Origin of the sequence: Paenibacillus tyrphae, assembly GCF_027925525.1 — a bacterium.
Taxonomy (GTDB): Bacteria; Bacillota; Bacilli; order Paenibacillales; family NBRC-103111; genus Paenibacillus_G; species Paenibacillus_G tyrfis_B.
The window spans coordinates 22,788-40,109 of sequence record NZ_BSDJ01000035.1 but is presented as its reverse complement, the minus strand read 5'-3'; the positions used below and the strand labels follow the sequence as shown (position 1 = coordinate 40,109).

Annotated in this window: 10 protein-coding genes and 1 riboswitch; of the genes, 3 read left to right on the top strand and 7 right to left on the bottom strand. The window is 59.2% G+C overall.

The window, feature by feature from the left end; all coding sequences use genetic code 11:
- Positions 1 to 221 precede the first annotated feature (221 nt).
- Positions 222 to 797 carry a biotin transporter BioY gene (locus tag QMG93_RS29455; RefSeq protein ID WP_281942897.1) on the bottom strand — a complete coding sequence of 192 codons (576 nt, stop codon included), beginning with the start codon at positions 795 to 797 and terminating at the stop codon, positions 222 to 224.
- Between the two features lie 125 nt (positions 798 to 922).
- Between QMG93_RS29455 and QMG93_RS29450 the strand changes: the two genes are divergently transcribed.
- Complete coding sequence (locus QMG93_RS29450; RefSeq protein ID WP_281942895.1) at positions 923 to 1,753, top strand: ATP-binding cassette domain-containing protein; 831 nt, start codon at positions 923 to 925, stop codon at positions 1,751 to 1,753.
- A complete protein-coding gene (locus tag QMG93_RS29445; protein ID WP_281942893.1) occupies positions 1,744 to 3,501 on the top strand; it encodes an ATP-binding cassette domain-containing protein in 1,758 nt (585 codons plus the stop codon). Before QMG93_RS29450 ends, QMG93_RS29445 begins: the two co-directional genes overlap by 10 nt.
- A 41-nt stretch (positions 3,502 to 3,542) precedes the next feature.
- Here QMG93_RS29445 and QMG93_RS29440 read toward each other — a convergent pair whose 3' ends face one another.
- Positions 3,543 to 4,430 carry an endonuclease/exonuclease/phosphatase family protein gene (locus QMG93_RS29440; RefSeq protein WP_281942891.1) on the bottom strand — a complete coding sequence of 296 codons (888 nt, stop codon included), beginning with the start codon at positions 4,428 to 4,430 and terminating at the stop codon, positions 3,543 to 3,545.
- Positions 4,431 to 4,616: 186 nt separating this feature from the next.
- Here QMG93_RS29440 and QMG93_RS29435 point away from each other — a divergent pair, with 186 nt between their 5' ends.
- Positions 4,617 to 6,590 (top strand): ABC-F family ATP-binding cassette domain-containing protein, encoded by a 1,974-nt coding sequence (locus QMG93_RS29435; protein WP_281942889.1) that lies wholly within the window; start codon positions 4,617 to 4,619, stop codon positions 6,588 to 6,590.
- Between the two features lie 30 nt (positions 6,591 to 6,620).
- Here the strand turns inward: QMG93_RS29435 and QMG93_RS29430 are convergent, their stop codons facing one another.
- The 5 genes from QMG93_RS29430 to QMG93_RS29410 all read right to left on the bottom strand — a co-directional run bounded on the left by QMG93_RS29430 (position 6,621) and on the right by QMG93_RS29410 (position 17,312).
- The gene (locus QMG93_RS29430; RefSeq protein WP_281942887.1) at positions 6,621 to 9,197 is read right to left on the bottom strand and encodes a hypothetical protein; all 2,577 of its coding nucleotides are present in this window, start codon (positions 9,195 to 9,197) and stop codon (positions 6,621 to 6,623) included.
- 570 nt (positions 9,198 to 9,767) lie between these two features.
- Entirely contained in the window at positions 9,768 to 11,180 is a 1,413-nt protein-coding gene (locus QMG93_RS29425; protein WP_281942886.1) for an NCS2 family permease, read from the bottom strand.
- Positions 11,181 to 11,280: 100 nt separating this feature from the next.
- A riboswitch (purine riboswitch) is annotated at positions 11,281 to 11,381 on the bottom strand.
- 171 nt (positions 11,382 to 11,552) lie between these two features.
- Entirely contained in the window at positions 11,553 to 13,091 is a 1,539-nt protein-coding gene (gene guaA / locus QMG93_RS29420; protein ID WP_281942884.1) for a glutamine-hydrolyzing GMP synthase, read from the bottom strand.
- Positions 13,092 to 13,543: 452 nt separating this feature from the next.
- Positions 13,544 to 16,069, bottom strand: a complete 2,526-nt coding sequence (locus QMG93_RS29415) for a transglutaminase-like domain-containing protein (RefSeq protein ID WP_281942881.1) — start codon at positions 16,067 to 16,069, stop codon at positions 13,544 to 13,546.
- Complete coding sequence (locus QMG93_RS29410) at positions 16,050 to 17,312, bottom strand: DUF58 domain-containing protein (RefSeq protein WP_281942879.1); 1,263 nt, start codon at positions 17,310 to 17,312, stop codon at positions 16,050 to 16,052. The genes QMG93_RS29415 and QMG93_RS29410 overlap by 20 nt, the downstream gene beginning before the upstream one ends.
- Positions 17,313 to 17,322 lie beyond the last annotated feature (10 nt).

Below are 17,322 nucleotides of genomic sequence, written 5' to 3'. Positions count from 1 at the left end.
CGATTTTACCCAAAAACTCGCGGCAAAATAAAAAAACTTCTTATCGAAGCATTTTCGAGGAAAAAATATTCGGTCTTAGAGTAAGCTTTTCTTAAATGATAGAGTGGTTCAACTCCACTGAATACTTATGCATTTTATACATAAACAAAAAAGCCTGCCCGAGGGCAGACGTGTATGTAAAGAGTTCGCGTGAAAACGAACGATTTTCCGATATATCATTCCTACTCTTGGGGAATTCCTTCACCTGTTAACCGTTCCGGCGGGAACACTTGACGCACAGAGGCGATAATCAGGGTCGCCGCGGCAGCCTTGATCGCATCGCCGATCAGATACGGGTAACACCCGGCAACCATTGCTTTAGACAATGACATGCCCGTCACATAAGCGAGCCATGGCACTCCGCTTACATACAGCAGCAGCGAGCCGAACAGCTCGAGCACAAGAAACGAGGCAACGTATCCCCATATGCCTCGAACACGTATCCGCGGCAGCAGCCAGCCGATCAGGAGCGCAGAGATTGGCCACATAAATACATAGCCTCCGGTCGGTCCGAGCAGAACGCTCAATCCTCCCGTGCCGTGCAGCAGCGGAAAACCGATGGCCGTCAGCACCACGATAAGTGCCATGCTCAAAAAGCCGTACCGCGAGCCGAGCAGCCCGCCCGCCAGCATAACGGCCAGCGTCTGCAGCGTGATAGGTACGGGCGTAAAACCGAGCGGAATGCTGATAAATCCGAAAAGTACGACGAGTGCGGCGAACAGCGCACTAAAAACAATGCCTCGAAGCGTAAGCTTCATATTGATGAATGCCTCCTTTTTTGGTATGGTTATGATGACCGAATCGTCAACTAGAAAAATCGATTAAAGGTTAACAATTGAGGATTATAGCACACGGTTTTTAAAAACGAAAGGATTTTTTACCTATGTCTTCTTCCTTCTTTATAGCCTTGCAGGAAGCATCCGTAAAGTACCCGACCGGCTCGGGCACACATATAGCTTTGTCCAACGTTACACTGCTCATCGAGCCCGGGGAATGGATAACCGTTGCAGGTCCGAACGGAAGCGGCAAAAGTACGTTGGCCGGCGCACTGCTTGGTACGTGCCGACTGACGTCGGGGCGGCTGGTCCGGAAAGAGCCCCTGGACATCCGCGGCGTGCTGCAGCATCCGGAGGCCCAGCATATCGGCGATACGCCGGCCGAAGAGCTTGCTTTCGCGTTGAACGACCGCCGCTTAAGCAAGGAGGAGCTGAAGCTGGTTCAAAAGCAAGCCCTGCTTCGGGTGGGGCTCCAATTGTCACCCGATACGCCGCTGAACTCCTTGTCCGGGGGGCAAAAGCAGCTCGTCAACATTGCCGCGGCACTCGCAACCGCCCCCGATATGCTGGTGCTGGACGAGCCGACCGCCATGCTCGATCCGGCTGCAAGAGAACTAGTGCTGCGGGTCGTCCGGCAAGCTCATCTTCAAGGAACGACCGTCGTATGGATTACGCATCGGCAGGAAGAAGCGGTCCACGCAAGCCGTATTGTCGCTTTTCAGAAGGGTGAGATTGCGTTTGACGGAGCGCCGGAGACGTTCTTTTATGGAGACCCTGCTACGGCTTCCGATTCGGAGACGCCATGCGAGCGAGTTGGACTTGACCCTCCCTTCGTCGTGCAGACGGCACTGCATTTAAAGAAAAAGGGGCATGACCTGACGGCCCGTCCCTTAAGCTACGACGATTTGGCGAAGGCGGTGAACCGCTTATGCCTCTGACGCTGCACAACGTAAGCGCAGCAGCTCCGGACGACCCGAACCGCCGCTTGTTAAGCGATATCAATCTTACATTCGAAGACGGAACGGTCACGCTGCTCGTCGGACATACCGGCTCCGGCAAGTCCACGCTGCTTCACCTGCTGGCAGGCATGCGGCCGCCATCGTCGGGCGACATTCGTCTGGATGACGAGCCGTTATGGCGCCGCAACCGGGTCACCCAGCCGCTTCTTCTTCGGCTCGGCTTGACGTTTCAGTTTCCGGAGCAGCAATTATTCGCGCGAAGCCTTCGGCAGGAGTTCGGCTATTCGTTACGTCCGTATGGATTGACGGCGATGGAAAAGGAACGCCGCATTCAATCCGCTTGTGAAGACCTCGGCCTCGGCGCCGCGTTCGACCCGGATCGTTCCCCGTTCGCGCTGAGCGGAGGCCAGCGGCGCAGGCTTGCTCTGGCTACGACAATCGCTACCTCGCCGGATTGGCTCCTGATGGATGAGCCTACCGCGGGTCTTGAATCGGCGGCAGCCAAAGAGCTGCTCCGGTACGTACAAGCCCGTAGAACGGCCAAAGGCGGCATGATTATCGCCACCCATGATTTGGACTTGTTTCTTCCGCTGGCGGACCGCGTGATCGTGCTCGATCGCGGTACGATCGCAGCCGATGGCACACCGGCTGCTCTATGCGCCAATCCCGAACCGTTAGTACAAGCGGGAGTCGGGCTCCCAAGCTGCGTCCTGCTTTCGCACGCGCTGGCGCGAAACGGCATTGCATTAATGGACGAAGGCAGGCTTTCGCCCAAAGACATGGCCGATGCGATAGCAGAGAGGCTGATGGAACGACGCAAAGTTGCGGTAAAATCTGCACTGCAAGCAGAGCATCTGGACGGCAAGCCGCAGATTGAATCCCAGTCGGATGAATCTGAACTGTTCGCCTCGCTTCCGCCGCAGAGTCTAGCGGCCGGTCTGTCAGAAAAAAGCGAACATCCGCCTGCCGCTGCTAAATCGCTCTGGTCTCGGCTCGATCCGCGCACCAAATGGCTGCTGTATCTTTTTATTGTCATGGGCACGATGCTGCAAAGCAGCTGGCTCGGACTTGCCTGCGCCGCATTGCCGATTGGCACCGCCTATATCGGACTGTCCCGCTCCGCGCTGCTTGGCGCGGCCAAGCTCCTAAAACCGTTAGCATGGTTCATGCTGATCTCCGTCGGCTTGGCCGGGCTGGAGTGGACGGCAAGCGGCAGCTTTCCCTTCGTCGGGTTTTCCCTTGAGAAGGCGCTTGCTACCGGCTTGAATGTGTTCCGCCTGTTTCTGATCACGCTCGCAAGCTATTGGTTTGCGGCTGCAACACCTTACGGGCGCATGGTGCAGGGCCTTGCCTGGGGGCTAGGATATGCGAAGCGGTTGAGGCTTCGAACGGATTCGTTTGCTTTGGCGGTATCGCTCATGTTCAAATTTATCCCGATGATCGTGCGCGAATGGCAGCGATTCTCGGATATCGTTCGGGCAAGAGGCAAAGCGGCCATCCGGCCGGGAGCCGTACGGGGACGCGATATGCCGGCGTTGGTCGTCCCGCTTCTGCTGGCGCTGTTCCACCGGGCGGAGGAAATGACCTCCGCTCTGGAAATGAAAAAAATCGGCCGGCGAACCGCGCTCTTGGGCCAAACCGAGTCGCTTCGCCTGACCCGCGCCGACGGAATCGCCATCGTCTCAGGCCTCCTTCTTCTAGGCGGGCTTGCCGTATTGCGCGGCTGACTTAACAAAAATCCCCCTTCGTCGCACGTGAAGCTGGCAGCTTAATGTGCGCGGAGGGGGATTTCGTTTTCGTTCAACGAGGCGGACACGGGCCTGTGATCGGAAGCGCGGCTGTCTCTGACAAGCGCGGGTCGCTCTGCTAGCAAATTGGTAAAAATATGGTCTATCCTGCCTCCATGGGCAACCGTCGGCAAGGAGGAAGGCTTCGGCCTGATTTCCTTCAGTCCAAGTCCGCGGACGGTCTCCTGAAGCTCGGGGCTGGAAGACGGGCTGTTAAAGTCGCCGAGCAAAATCAAAGACGTCTGCCCGTTCTGCAGCGCAGCAAGCAGCTGCGGCCATTCGCGCATTCGTCCTTCGGCTTCGACGCTGAGATGCGTGGTCGCAACCGTCACGGTGCGGTCCGGCAAGCGCAGCTCGGCCGTCAGCAGCAGCCGCGGCTCGCGTCCGCCGGCAAGCCGGTGAAACTGCGGCGCTTCAAGCGGATAGCGGCTCAGCAGAGCAACGCCGTACTGCGACACGCCACGACGGATCGTGGGAGCATAGATGCAATGCATGCCCATGGCTTGGGCAAAATAGCGGGCTTGATCCTGCAACCCGCTGCGCCACTGCAGCCGGTCCACTTCCTGCAGCGCAATGACGTCCGCATTGGCGACTTTTAGATCCCGCAGCACCGCTTGCGGGTTGACGCGACCGTCCATTCCTTCGGCGTGGCGAATATTGTATGTCATTACTTGAAGCGGCCGGGAATCGGGACCCGTAGACGAGACGGCCGGTACCAGGCGGGGCTTTGCACCGGAAGGCGTCGGCTGCAAGAAGCCGGTATTCGGAACGATGAACGCCATCAGCAGCAGCGAGCTCCATATGGCAAGCCACACAAGGCGGGACGGTGCGCCGCGTCGCGGGTCTTTTTGTAAGGTCACCGGAAGCACAATAATCGCCTCCTCTCCACTCGGTTTGATCACGTTTCGGAAGCATGTGTATAAAAGCATAAGACAAGCGGGCTGTAATTGTATACCGGGGAACGGATGGAAATCGAAATTGGCGGACAAATATGCTAAACTGAGGGAGATTGTCGTCTTTTTTCAGGACTTTGATTTCAGGAGGCTTTATTCATTATGCTGCTTCAAGTTTCGAACATCACCAAAAGCTACGGCGTCAGCACCGTACTTTCCAATATATCGCTTCAAATCGAGGCGCGGGAGCGCATCGGACTCGTCGGCGTCAATGGCGCAGGCAAATCGACGCTTCTTCAGATCATCGCAGGCGAGCTGTCTTACGATTCGGGGAGCATTTTTAAGGCAAAAGAGACGAAAATCGGCTATTTAAAACAAAACAGCGGATTAGCGTCGGACCGATCCATCTGGAACGAGCTGATGAGCGTCTTCGACCGTTTGCTGGAAATGGAAGAGGAGCTGCGGCGGCTGGAGGCGCGCATGTCCGATCCGGACGTCCTGGCCGACGAGAAAAAAACCGAGGAAACGATGCGCCGTTATGCCGAGCTGTCGGATGCATTCCGCGAGCGCGGCGGCTACGAGATCGAGGCTAGAATTCGCGGAATCTTGAGCGGGATGGGCTTCGGACACATGGACCCGGCTACCCCGGTGCAAACGTTGAGCGGAGGACAAAAGACGCGGCTCGCGCTGGCCAAAATGCTGCTCGAAGCTCCTGACCTGCTGCTGTTGGACGAACCGACCAACCATTTGGACATTCCGACGCTGACGTGGCTGGAGCAGTATTTGCGCTCCTATCCCGGAGCCATTTTGGTCGTCTCGCACGACCGTTATTTTCTCGATTCGCTCGTCGGCGCCATCTATGAGATCGAACGAACTTCGTCGCGCCGGTACACCGGAAATTATTCGCGGTACATTGAGCTGAAAGCGGCGGATTACGAGGTGCAGCTCAGGCAGTACGAAAAACAGCAGGAAGAAATTTCGAAAATGGAAGACTTCATCCAGCGCAACCTGGTCCGCGCTTCCACAACCAAACGGGCGCAAAGCCGCCGCAAAGCGCTGGATAAAATGGAACGGCTCGACAAGCCGCTCGGCGAGCTGAAGCGGGCCAGCTTCTCCTTCGAGGTCGAGGCGCCTACGGGTCGGGAAGTGCTCGACGTGCGGGGGCTGACCGTATCCTACGATCGGCAACAACCGCTGGCGCAAGGCATTACGTTCCAATTGCGCCGCGGCGACACGGCCGCCTTGATCGGTCCGAACGGGATCGGCAAATCGACCCTGCTGAAGACGCTGATCGGGCAGCATACGCAGGACCGCGGGGCCTTCGATTGGGGAACGAATGTCAAAATCGGCTACTACGATCAGGAGCAAACGGGTCTGAACCCGAATCAAACCGTGCTGGAAGAAGTATGGAACGCCTTCCGTCACCTGGAGGAAGCGCGCATCCGTACGGTGCTCGGCAATTTTTTGTTCAGCGGCGAGGATGTGTTCAAGAAAGTCGGCTCGCTAAGTGGCGGCGAGAAGGCCAGGGTCGCGCTGGCGAAGCTGATGCTGCAAAAAGCGAACGTGCTCATTCTTGACGAGCCTACAAACCATTTGGATTTGTACAGCAAGGAAGTGCTCGAATCGGCCCTGATAGAGTACGAAGGTACCCTGCTTTTCATTTCCCACGACCGTTATTTCTTGAACAAAATGGCCGAGAACATGCTGGAAATGGACAAGGACGGAGTAACCGTCTACCTGGGCAATTACGACGATTATGTGGAAAAGAAGCAGGAGCTGGCCGAGATGGAGCAGCAGCGGCTGGCGGAAGCGGCAAGCCGCGGAGGTGCCGAAGCCGCCAAAGGCCGCGGACATGCGGAAGGCAGCGCGGCGAAAACGGCTGAACCGGGAACCGGCAGCGATTACGAGGCCGGGAAGCAGGCGAAGCGCGAAGAGCGCACCCGCCTGCGCAAGCTGGAGCAATTGGAGCAACAGATTGCGCAGTTGGAGGAAGAGATCGGCTGCTTGGAAGCCGAGCTGACCGACCCGGAAGTGTATAATAACTACGTGCTCGTGCAGGAGAAGAACGCAGCGTTGGAAGCGAAACGCGAACAGCTTGCGGAATGCTACGAGCAGTGGGAACAGTTAGCGGAATAGAATGATTTTGGAGGGCGCCTGTCGTTTCGATCAGGCGCCCTCCAGCTTTAACAGCAGCAGCGGCACGCTGCTGTAGACGATCATCGCCGCGGCGGCGACAATGCCGGAATCGTTCAAGGCGAGCGCGGCCAGCGCGCCGATCACGTTAGCGTAGCACCCGTGCATCAGGTGCGGGTAGCGCTGTTCCCACAGGCGCAGCCGCCCTGAGGGCCGCAGCACCAGCACGGCCATCACGGCCAAGGCCGTGAGCAGCACTTTGCTCCAAGCGGAGACGCGGATCAGGTGAACGTTCATCGCCAGCTTGCGGGCGATGATCGCGCCGATCACGTCGTAGCGCCCGTGGCGCAGGTCATCGAAGGCGCGGCCGATATGGCTGCTTGGGGCGGCCGCGGGCGCGGCTGCTGCGGCGGGCGCGTTCGCGGCGGCGGCGCCCGCGGCCGGGCCGGGGAGCCAAGCGGCGTTCAGCAGCCAGAGGCCCGCCAGCGCCGCGCCGAGCGGCAGCACGACCGCCAGCGCGAGGCGGCGCAGGCGCAGGGCACCGCCAGCGGCGAGCCGGGCCGCCAGCGCGCCGAAGGCGGCGGCCGAGGCGAGCGCGCCGCCAGCCTCGCTGCCGAGCGCAGGCGCCGCAAGGCAGCCCGCGACGGCGGCGCCGACGGCAGCGGCGGGCGCAGCCTCGCGCCAGGCGCTGCGGCGGAAGGCTGCGCGGGCGCGCCCCGGGCCGCAGGCGCTAGCCTCCCGCACAGCCGCTTCGGTGGGCTGGAGCGCTTCTTCCCCCGCCTCGGCGCCACTGCCCTTAGACACCCGCGTCCGCATCCGCCTGACCTGCAGCCACGCGCTCAACCCAAGAAGTGAGGCGCCGAGCAATACACCCATAAACTCGTTACCGATTCCGTAATAACGCGCGCCGACGATCGGATCGTACCCAAGCACCGAACGCTTCATCGCTGCGGCGCCGGTGCAGCCGTCAAACAAGATCAGCGCCCCGGTTCCCACCCCGATCCAACCAAGCGTGCGCATAAGCTGCGGAACCTCCCGGGAGCCTGCTGCGGCAAGCATTCCGAGCACGAGAGGAGCGGCAAGCGCCGAACCCGCCAATAGCGGCTTGTTCATATACGCCGCCCATCCCAGCGCCAGCAGAACGCCGGGCGCAAGAAGCACCGAAAAAAGCAAACCGCGCATCCATCTCCGCAAGCGTCCGGTCGACTTCGCGCACCGCAGCGTAATAAGCCCCAGCAGCATAACGGCCACTTCGTACCCGGCAAGCCCATATAATAGCGTAGGCCGCAGCGCGTAGACGTTAGCCATCTGCCGCATATCGCTCAACAGTACAGTAAGCGGTGACATGTTATCGCGTCCCAATTCGGCGCTCATGATAGGCAAACCGATCATGCCCTCCGGCCGCGCGAGTCCGAATTCGCCCAGCAGCGACGGAGCCACATCGACAGCTGCAACCAGGCCGGGACGCCGCGTCGTAGCCGAAGACATCAGCGCGCCTTCCGTTATGGCCGAGGACCAGCGAATGACCGGAGTAAGCTGCCATTTTTCTTTCCATGCCTCTGAATGCACCTTCGGGCTGACCAGCCACAGCACATGATGCCTGCCGGACGCTTCCATTTCGCCTGTAAGCTTCGACAACAGCCGATCGGTCTGCTCTAGCACCGCTCTTTTCCGTTCGACGAACCGGGCAGGCTCGTACCAAGCCTTCTCTGCGTATAACCGGTACCAATCGCCGAGCTCCATCACCGCGAGCGCTCCGCGATCCGCCCCTTCCGCAAGCGGCGGCTTACGTCCGGTAACAAACACTTTCCATTCCTCGACCAGCCGTTCCGTATCCGTCCTGACAGCCGAAGGCATGGTGGGATCGGCGATGAGCGTGCCCCGGCCTACATCCCCTGCCGATACCGTTCCCTGACCGTCCATGATCATAAGCGGAGCAGGCCGCTTAAAGCGATCCGTTCCTCCTCCCGGCTCATCGAGATTGCCCCACACGCCTAATCGGACGCCATGGCGTTTCAAAGTTTCCCCGAGTAAACCCGGCCGGCTCAAATAATTCCCTTCCGCGTTGTCCCGTTTGAGCGAAGGGTAAGCCGGAACAAGCACCGAGACGCTTGAAGCGACAGCCTCCGCCCCGTCAGCAGCAAACCTGCCTATGAGCGCTAAGGCGGATTGCCCGTCCCGCCGCTCCGCACGGTTCCACCCTTCGCCGCCTTTGCCGTCTGCCGGCGTTCCCGCCCCCCAAGTCGCGTACACCGACTCAAGTCCTTTATACGGGACGCGCACATTCATTGCGGCCAAGCGCCCCGTTGTCGCAAGTTTCCGCAAGGCCGGAAGACGGTCCAACCACTCCGGCTGCAACTCCATAAACGATAACCCGGGTATCGAAATCACCGTAACGATCGGAGAATTTTCAGAATTGGGGATAACTTCCGATTTTTCCTGTTGAGTGGGGATAACCTGCTCCTTTGAAACGGAATTTGTCCCCAAGCCGTAAACCGGGGAGACGCCATAGGATAAACTCATCCACATACACGATATGGCCGCCATGATACTGACGATCCCTTTGGCATACAGCCTGGAGGCTTTTCGACGAATCGTTCCATTGCGCATGATGTTCCGCCTCTCCCTTGCCAATCGCTCATCAGGGAATTCGTCGTATGCAGCGTATTGTACGTGCAATAGCAACGAAATTTTGCATGTTCCGCCGAATCCCTCGCTAAAGAGCTCTTTTTCGTACTTTGCCCAATTCATTCTTCTTTATCCAGCTTATCCCCTATACCGGAGCTATTCACTCTATCCACAACATTATCCCCATAAAAACTTGTCACTTTCTCTAGAAAAATCAGGCTTTTTCAAGGAATCCACAAACTTATTCACATTATCCACATATTCGCTGTGAAAAACTTATCCACTTCCCCTTGAGAAAACGGAGCACGCTAAACGTTATTCTGACGCGGATTTCCCGAATTACCCACATTATGCACAAAGGCTGTGGATAACTATATCCACAGCCTCTAAATCCATCTGCTCACCGCTCAACTCCACTCCAGCTGCCGATGTTCTGTTACGAAGTCCGAGTGATTCCAGGTGCATACTTCGGCTCGCCGTCTTATTTTCATCAAACGAAAAGAGCCCGCCGTCTCAATGTAAGAGACGACAGGCAAATTTACAATCGCAAGCTTATTCTCCGCCGACAAACATATAGCGCGCGACCACGAGAACGGCCAGCAGCCACATCAACCAATGGACCTTGTATTGGCCTTTGCCGCCCAATTTCGCAACAGTCGCAAGAAGCACGTAGCTGACGATCCCGAACGAAATCCCGTTCGCAATGTTATACGTGAACGGCATAAGCGCCACGATCAGAAAAGCCGGAATACCATAAACCAGATCTTGAAAATCAATCTCGCGCACGGCCTGCATCATCAGCACCCCGACGATGATCAAAGCCGCCGCCGTCGCCGGCCCCGGAATGAGCGCCGCAATCGGTGCCAAGAAGAGCGCCAGCAGGAAGCATACGCCCGTTGTAACCGCCGTAAGACCTGTACGACCACCTTCGGCAACCCCTGCAGAGCTTTCGACAAATGCGGTCACCGTACTCGTTCCGACCAACGCACCGGCGCTAACGCCAACGGCGTCGACCATCATCGCTTTGCCGACTTTTTTGTTGCCTTCTTCCTTGTTCTTCATGAAGCCCGCCCGGTTGGCCGTGCCTACAAGCGTGCCAAACGTGTCGAACATCTCGACAAACGTGAACGTCGCAATGACCGAGATGATTCCCGCGTGCATAATCCCCGCGAAATCAAAATGAGCGAACGCCAGCTTGCTCATGTCGGGCACCCAGGTCGTTTTGGCGCTTGTCAGGTTGGCAAAATTCACCATGGGCGAGCCGTCCGGATTGTGCATGAACACGCCGACCAGCGTCGTGAGCAAAATCCCGAACAAAATCGCTCCCCGAACGCGCAGCACCATCAGAATGGAGATGAGCGCCAAGCCGATAATGCAGAGCAGCACGCTCGGATCTTTCATGCTGCCGATATGGAATACCGTTTCAAACGAAAGAACGTCCGTATATTTGTGCGCCGGAATGTCTTTGCCCGCTTCCACCGCGACCGTCAGTAAGCCGCTGTTCTTCACTCCGATGATCGCAATGAAAAGCCCGATCCCTACGGTAATCGCGTGCTTAAGGCTGTCCGGCACGGCGACCAGCAGCAGCTGACGCACTTTGGTTACCGTCAATACGATGAAAATCAAACCCGAAATGAAAACCGCCGTCAATCCCATTTGATACGTGAATTGACCTTGCGATGCTAAAATAACCGTTGCAAAATACGCATTGAGCCCCATCCCCGGCGCAAGCGCGACCGGAAAGTTAACGAACAGGCCCATCGCAATCGTCATTACGCCAGCGGCAATCGCCGTGGCCAGAAACACCGCCGTCCAGTCCATACCTGTCGCCCCGGAGCCGAACGCGCTAAGAATGTTCGGATTCACGGCTAAAATGTAGGCCATCGTCATAAACGTCGTCAGCCCGGCCATGATCTCGGTGCGTACGGTGGTACCGTTTTCCTTCAGTTTAAAAAACCGGTCCATTCTAGAAATCCTCCCACATATTTAATCGGAACAACGACGAAAAACCCGGGTAAAGACCCCGGGCTATCAAGCAAAAGAAGGCTCCACGGATATATCCGTGAACCGTCCTATCCTTGTTCGTAGCCAGATCATTTACGGTGATCTCGTAGAAACTTCCAGGCCGATTCCCGGAATTATACGAAACGGTTATTCCTATTTTGTCAACAATCCCTATTCTAAAATCGGGAGCGGCGATTGTCAATTATTTTTCCGAACAATCTGCGTAACAGTGATAAATTCGTTCGGAATCGCGACAGACAACCCGAGTTCGGCAGGCAGGCTGCGCATGAAAAAAAGCCCGTCCTCTTCGTTCGAAGAAAACGGGCTTTCCGATTATTCCCACTCGATGGTAGCCGGCGGCTTGGAGGTGACATCGTACACGATGCGGTTGACGTTGTCGACCTCGTTGACGATCCGCACCGAAATTTTTTCCAGCACGTCCCACGGAATACGCGCCCAATCGGCGGTCATGCCGTCGATCGACGTGACAGCGCGGATGCCGACGGTGTACGAATACGTACGCTCGTCCCCCATGACGCCGACGCTTTTCATATTCGGAAGCGCGGTGAAATATTGCCAAATTTCGCGGTCAAGACCGGCTTTGGCGATCTCGTCGCGAAGAATCGCGTCGGATTCGCGTACGATGTGCAGCTTCTCCTCCGTGACTTCGCCGAGCACGCGGATCGCAAGTCCCGGACCCGGGAACGGCTGGCGCCATACGATAGCCGCCGGAAGGCCGCATTCCTCGCCGACCTTGCGGACCTCGTCCTTGAACAGCGCTTTGAGCGGCTCCACGAGCTGGAACTTCATATCTTCCGGCAAACCGCCAACGTTATGGTGCGATTTGATCGTTTGCGCCGTTGCCGTGCCGCTTTCTACAATATCCGTGTACAGCGTGCCTTGAGCAAGGAACGCGAAATCGCCGAGCTTGGCCGATTCTTCTTCAAAGACGCGGATGAATTCCGTGCCGATGATTTTGCGTTTTTGTTCCGGATCGTCCACGCCTGCGAGCTTGCCGAGGAACCGTTCGCGCGCGTCGATTTTGACCACATGCATATCGAATTTGCCGACAAACGTATCCATGACACCTTCCGCTTCGCCTTTGCGCAGCAGACCGTGATCGATGAACATACAAGTCAATTGATCGCCGATCGCTTTATGGATGAGTGCCGCCACGACGGACGAATCGACGCCGCCGCTGAGCGCGCAAAGCACTTTTTTGTCGCCAACCTGATTGCGGATGTCGCGGATCGTATCTTCGATGAACGTCTCCATGCTCCACTTGCCTTCGCAGCCGCAAATATGATACAGGAAGTTGCGGATGATATCATTGCCGTAGACGGAGTGACGCACTTCCGGATGGAATTGAACGGCGAACATTTTTTTCTCCGGATGGCTCATGGCCGCTACGGGAGCGTGCTCGGTGCTTGCGTCAATGACGAAGCCTTCCGGCGCTTGGACAACAAGGTCGCTGTGGCTCATCCAAACCGTTTGTTTTTTATCGAGGCCATGCACCAATCCGCACGCGTCGGTGAAATCGACCTCGGCTTTGCCGTATTCCCGCTTCGACGCCCGTTCCACCTTGCCCTGCAATTGATGCGCCATCAGTTGCATGCCATAGCAAATTCCGAAAATCGGCACGCCAAGCTCGTACACGGCCGGGTCAACCAGCGGCGATGCTTCTCCGTACACGCTGGCAGGGCCTCCCGAGAAGATGATGCCTTTTGGCTGCAGCGCTCTGATTTTTTCAATCGGGGTGTTGTAAGGGAGCAATTCGCTGTAAACGCCCAAGTCGCGAATCCGACGGGCGATGAGCTGGTTGTACTGTCCGCCAAAGTCGAGCACCACAATGATTTCGTTCGGCTTGTCCATGTTAAGTAAGTTCCTCCTGGCTTCTTCGTTCGTTTTCAATGAAACTTATTATAAACTTCTGCCCGGCAAAGGGCAATGCCTGAGCGGAAAGTCGCGCCACAGGGCCGATGTAAGCGTTATAACTCTTCCATTAAGCCCCAAAAAAGGGTTTCGGGGAAAGGAAAGCCGGTCCGGGAGTATTCGTATTCGGTTCGCCCCCGCGATGTGGACAAGTGCGGCATCGAATACGATGCCGGGAATATGTGGATAAACGAAACAGTGACGCAGGCCGCTGGGGAGATGTGGGTGATACGATACTCCTTTATTCGGATGTGCATTGTAGGTAAGCTGTGAGTGGTTTGCATATAATCACCAGTTGTCGCGGGCTCGCTGTGGACAAGAAGAGGCTGCACGGACCGACAGGACGGAAGAGAAAAGCCCGGAACGGAAGGCGGCTCTTCGTGGAAGAGCGCCTACGGTTCCAGGCTGCGGCTTTGACGCAGGCGCCGCCATGCGTCCGTGAGCATACGGCGGGTGACCTGCTCCTGCGGGCCATCCGGATCGGCATAGCGTACCGTTTCAAGCAGCTGTGCCAGTTGGAACAGCGTCATGCGCTGCGTCTCACTGCGGCAGCGGCGGGTATTCACGTATTCGCGCAGCGTTTGCTGCGGTGCCGCACGGCCGTACGAGCGCTGCAGCCGCCGCCACAGCCGGTCGGCAAAGCGGTGCAGCGAGGCCCGGCGCAAGCTGCCGTGGGAGTCGGAGGTCTGTGTTGGGCCGCGTTGCCGGGCTCGATTCATGCTGAGGAACGCCATAAGGAAGCCACCAGCAAGGAGCGGCGCTATCGGCCAGAGGAAAAGCGCGCTCTGTAAAAAGGGCACTGCGGCGTGCATCCCCCCTTCGACCGAGGCGACAGCCGCGGATAACGTCGCTTTTACACGATTCAGTGCGGTATTTGCGAAATCTGTCAGCGTTGAAGCCCATTGCGATACGATCGACGGCTTGCCCACTTCGTTATTTGCCGTCAAAGCGGCGGTTGAAGCAGCCGCAGGAGTCTCGTCAGCGGGAGCTCCTCCCGTAAGGGTAAAGCCCGGAGTCGGCTCGAACGGAACCCAACCGACCGATGGAAAATACGCTTCTACCCAAGAATGCGCATGCTTTTGGCGCACTTGGACGATGTAGCGCTCGTCTCCGTCGGCGACCGCCCGGGATACCGCTTCGCCAGGCGCGAATCCTTTGACCCAGCGGGCCGGTACCCCGGCGGAGCGGAGCAGCACGGCCATCGCGGTGGAAAAGTGATTGCAATACCCGGTTTTTTGCTCAAACAGGAACCGGTCGACGAAGTCCTCGTTCTCCCCCGCGGCTCGCGTCCCTTCCAAGCTGTAGGGATAATGCTCCCTTAAATAACGCTCGATCGCTTCCGCTTTCGCATAGGGGGTCTGCAAGCCCGCAGTTAGCTGCTCCGCGAGGCGGTGGACCCGGTCCGGCAGCGAGGCGGGAAGCTGCAAATACCGGTTCCGCACGTCTTCGGCATAACCGGTCCCCGCATCGGCCGCCGGCGCTGTGCGATCGGTCAGCACTAAAGCGTCGACTTCGTAGGAAACGAGCGGGTCCGTTAAGGCCGGGAGCGTATACCGGTCTGTCGCGTCCTGCTTCCAGACCCACTCAGTCGGAATCGGTTTTCCTTCGACCGACTGCATCGACGTTACCCGTTTAAGCTCGCCGCCCGCGAAAAGCTGGCGGTTCAAGCTCGGAGAGGCGATACGGATTTCCTGCTGGACGAGGGCATAAGCCGCCGAACGCGGCCGGCTGTCCTCCTGCCTTTCCATCTGATGGGGAACGAATGCGACCGGCGGGTCATTCACTGCCGCCCAGCCTTGGCCGGTATAGAAGCTTTTGGCCTCGCCCCGCCAGTATGTAAGCCTGGAAGTAACCGCCGTGAACGCAAGGCTGTCGTCCTGCTGCAAAGGCTGCCCGAGCTTGCCGTCGTCGGAGCCGTACCCCGTTCGGGCTCTCGCTTCGGATGCCCATCCGTGCCGCTGCAGCCAAGCGCTGCCCAGGAGGCGGTTTTCGAGCGACCGGACATACCCCGACCAATCGGGTGTCCGCATGTCCTGCGGATGCAGCGTCGCTCCAAACAGTCCGGCGCCAAGGCAGGCAGCGGTCAGCAGCAGTACGGGAAGGATGCGCATCCGTTCCCCGGAGGAGGAAGCGGCGGAGACCGCTTCTCCCCGCCAGCGGAGCGCCCGTCCCGGCTGAAGCATGGCTTGAAGCAGCAGTCCGAAGCCTATGCAGCGCAGCACGGCGTGAAACATATCCAAGGCCAACACCATCTGAAAGAACGCCAAATAGCCCAGTGTCAATCCAAGAAACCAAATTAGCTGCCGACGCTCCAACACGAACGATTGCACGACGGACACAAAAAATGCCCAGCCCGCCATAAAACAAAGCGTCCGTGTCGCAGGCTCCCAATTCGCCACCTTCCCCTGCAAGCCTTCGGCTGCATCGGCAGCCAGCTCGTGGCCCCATTGCAGCCACCAGGAGGGAGCAGGCACCGTTTGTCCGTTATGAATCCAAGCCGTTACGGCAACGATCCATAACGCTTTGGCCGACCATGCGGCCAGGCCCGGTAGGCGGAACGTATCCAACAGCATAAATGCCGCAAATGTAACTGCGAATGGAGCGATACTGTATATCTCGGTAAGCTCCGACAGTCTGCCCAGCGGATACAGCCACTCGAGCAGCAGCAGAAGCAGCAGCACGCTGAGGACGGCATCTCCCGCCCAAGTGGCGGGCGGGCGCGGCGCCTCGCGGTTCGCTGCCACGGCGCGGGAGCTTGCCGAGGCGGCTGCGGCGGGGGCGGAAGCCGCCGCCTCGCGAAAGGCGCGGACGCAAGCTGCTAACGCGGCGCGGGAGCCGGAAGCGACAGCTGCGGGAGATGCAGGATCCTTCGCCGGCTGAGCGGCGCGAGGATCGGTGTCAGGTGCCGATAGCGGCATCGGCGGCACCCCCTCTCGGCGCAGCAGCGGGCGCATGCGGCGCCAGGATCGTGACCGGGCAGCCGAGCGCTTCGAGCTGCCGTACCCATGCGTGCAAGGGCCCAGGCCAAGCCGCCCCGGGCCCGTGCACGTAAACGACGCGCGCGGCGCCGCGTGGCAGTCCACGCAGAGCCGCGGCGAGCTGCGCATCGGCGCGGGCGGTGACGAGCGTCAGCGCCCCGCCGCCTGCAAGCCGCGCTTCGCGCAGCGCGAGCTCGGCGAACGTGTCCGCGCGCGCCTCGCCGCGCGGCACTGCCGCGAGCAGCCGCAGCAGCTCGCCGTCGCGCCCGCGCCCCTGCGCCTCGGCGGCGCCGGACTGGCCGTCGCTGACGGCCAGTCGCACCCGCGCGCCCTGCTCGAGCGCGCGCCGCGCAAGCCCCGCCGCGGCCTCCACCGCCGCCGCGAGCGCAGGATCCGCCCACAGGGCGGCTCCCGCGCTCCGTCCGGCTCCGGCCGCGTCAAGCACGATGAGCTGCCGCCCGGCGGCAGGCAGCTCCGTCTCTTTCGCGCGCAGCTCGCCCGTGCGCGCGCTGCTGCGCCAATGGATCCGGCGAAGCGGATCCCCTGGCGCGTAAGGCCGCGTGCCGCTCACCTGCGGCACGGGGTCCGAACCCGGCGGCCGCCGGGAAGCCGGACGCGCCCCTTCCGGGGCCGCGCCCGGCATCGGCATCGCCGTGCCCGAACCCCCGGGCAGCACCCACAGCTGCCCGCTGCCTGCGCTTTCGCGCTTCGCCTGCACAAGCCCGAAAGCGTCCACGGCGCTCACGATCAGCGCCTCCTGCCGATACACGCCGCGGTCAAGCCCCTGCACCGTACAGCGCATGACAGCGGCGCGCCGGAAGCCGGTTTCGGCCGTTCCTCGCCGGACGATCCGCTCGCCGGTACCCTCGTGCACCCAGCGCTCCTCCACCCGTAGCCGCCCTCCGAACAACGGCAGCCAAGCCGCAGAAAAGCGATAGGCCATCGTAACCGGTTCCCCGTTGTAAACGAATTGGTCAGCGGACGGCATAGCCTCCATCCCGGCAGGCAGTCTTTCTACCTGCAGTCCGCGTCCGGCTGCAGCGCGAAACAACCCGAGATAAACAACGAAAAAAGCCCAGACATAAAACAAAAACCAAGCCGTCCGGCCGCCCCAGCCAAACGCCCACCAGCCGAGAAACGCCCCGCAGCCCCCGATCCATCCGACCGCCAATAACCTCCCCATGCTTACCGCC

Coding starts and splice junctions, on each gene's coding strand:
- QMG93_RS29455 (WP_281942897.1), bottom strand. CDS start 797: ATGAAGCTTACGCTTCGAGGCATTGTTTTTAGTGCGCTGTTCGCCGCA.
- QMG93_RS29450 (WP_281942895.1), top strand. CDS start 923: ATGTCTTCTTCCTTCTTTATAGCCTTGCAGGAAGCATCCGTAAAGTAC.
- QMG93_RS29445 (WP_281942893.1), top strand. CDS start 1,744: ATGCCTCTGACGCTGCACAACGTAAGCGCAGCAGCTCCGGACGACCCG.
- QMG93_RS29435 (WP_281942889.1), top strand. CDS start 4,617: ATGCTGCTTCAAGTTTCGAACATCACCAAAAGCTACGGCGTCAGCACC.
- QMG93_RS29430 (WP_281942887.1), bottom strand. CDS start 9,197: ATGCGCAATGGAACGATTCGTCGAAAAGCCTCCAGGCTGTATGCCAAA.
- QMG93_RS29425 (WP_281942886.1), bottom strand. CDS start 11,180: ATGGACCGGTTTTTTAAACTGAAGGAAAACGGTACCACCGTACGCACC.
- guaA (WP_281942884.1), bottom strand. CDS start 13,091: ATGGACAAGCCGAACGAAATCATTGTGGTGCTCGACTTTGGCGGACAG.
- QMG93_RS29415 (WP_281942881.1), bottom strand. CDS start 16,069: ATGCCGCTATCGGCACCTGACACCGATCCTCGCGCCGCTCAGCCGGCG.
- QMG93_RS29410 (WP_281942879.1), bottom strand. CDS start 17,312: ATGGGGAGGTTATTGGCGGTCGGATGGATCGGGGGCTGCGGGGCGTTT.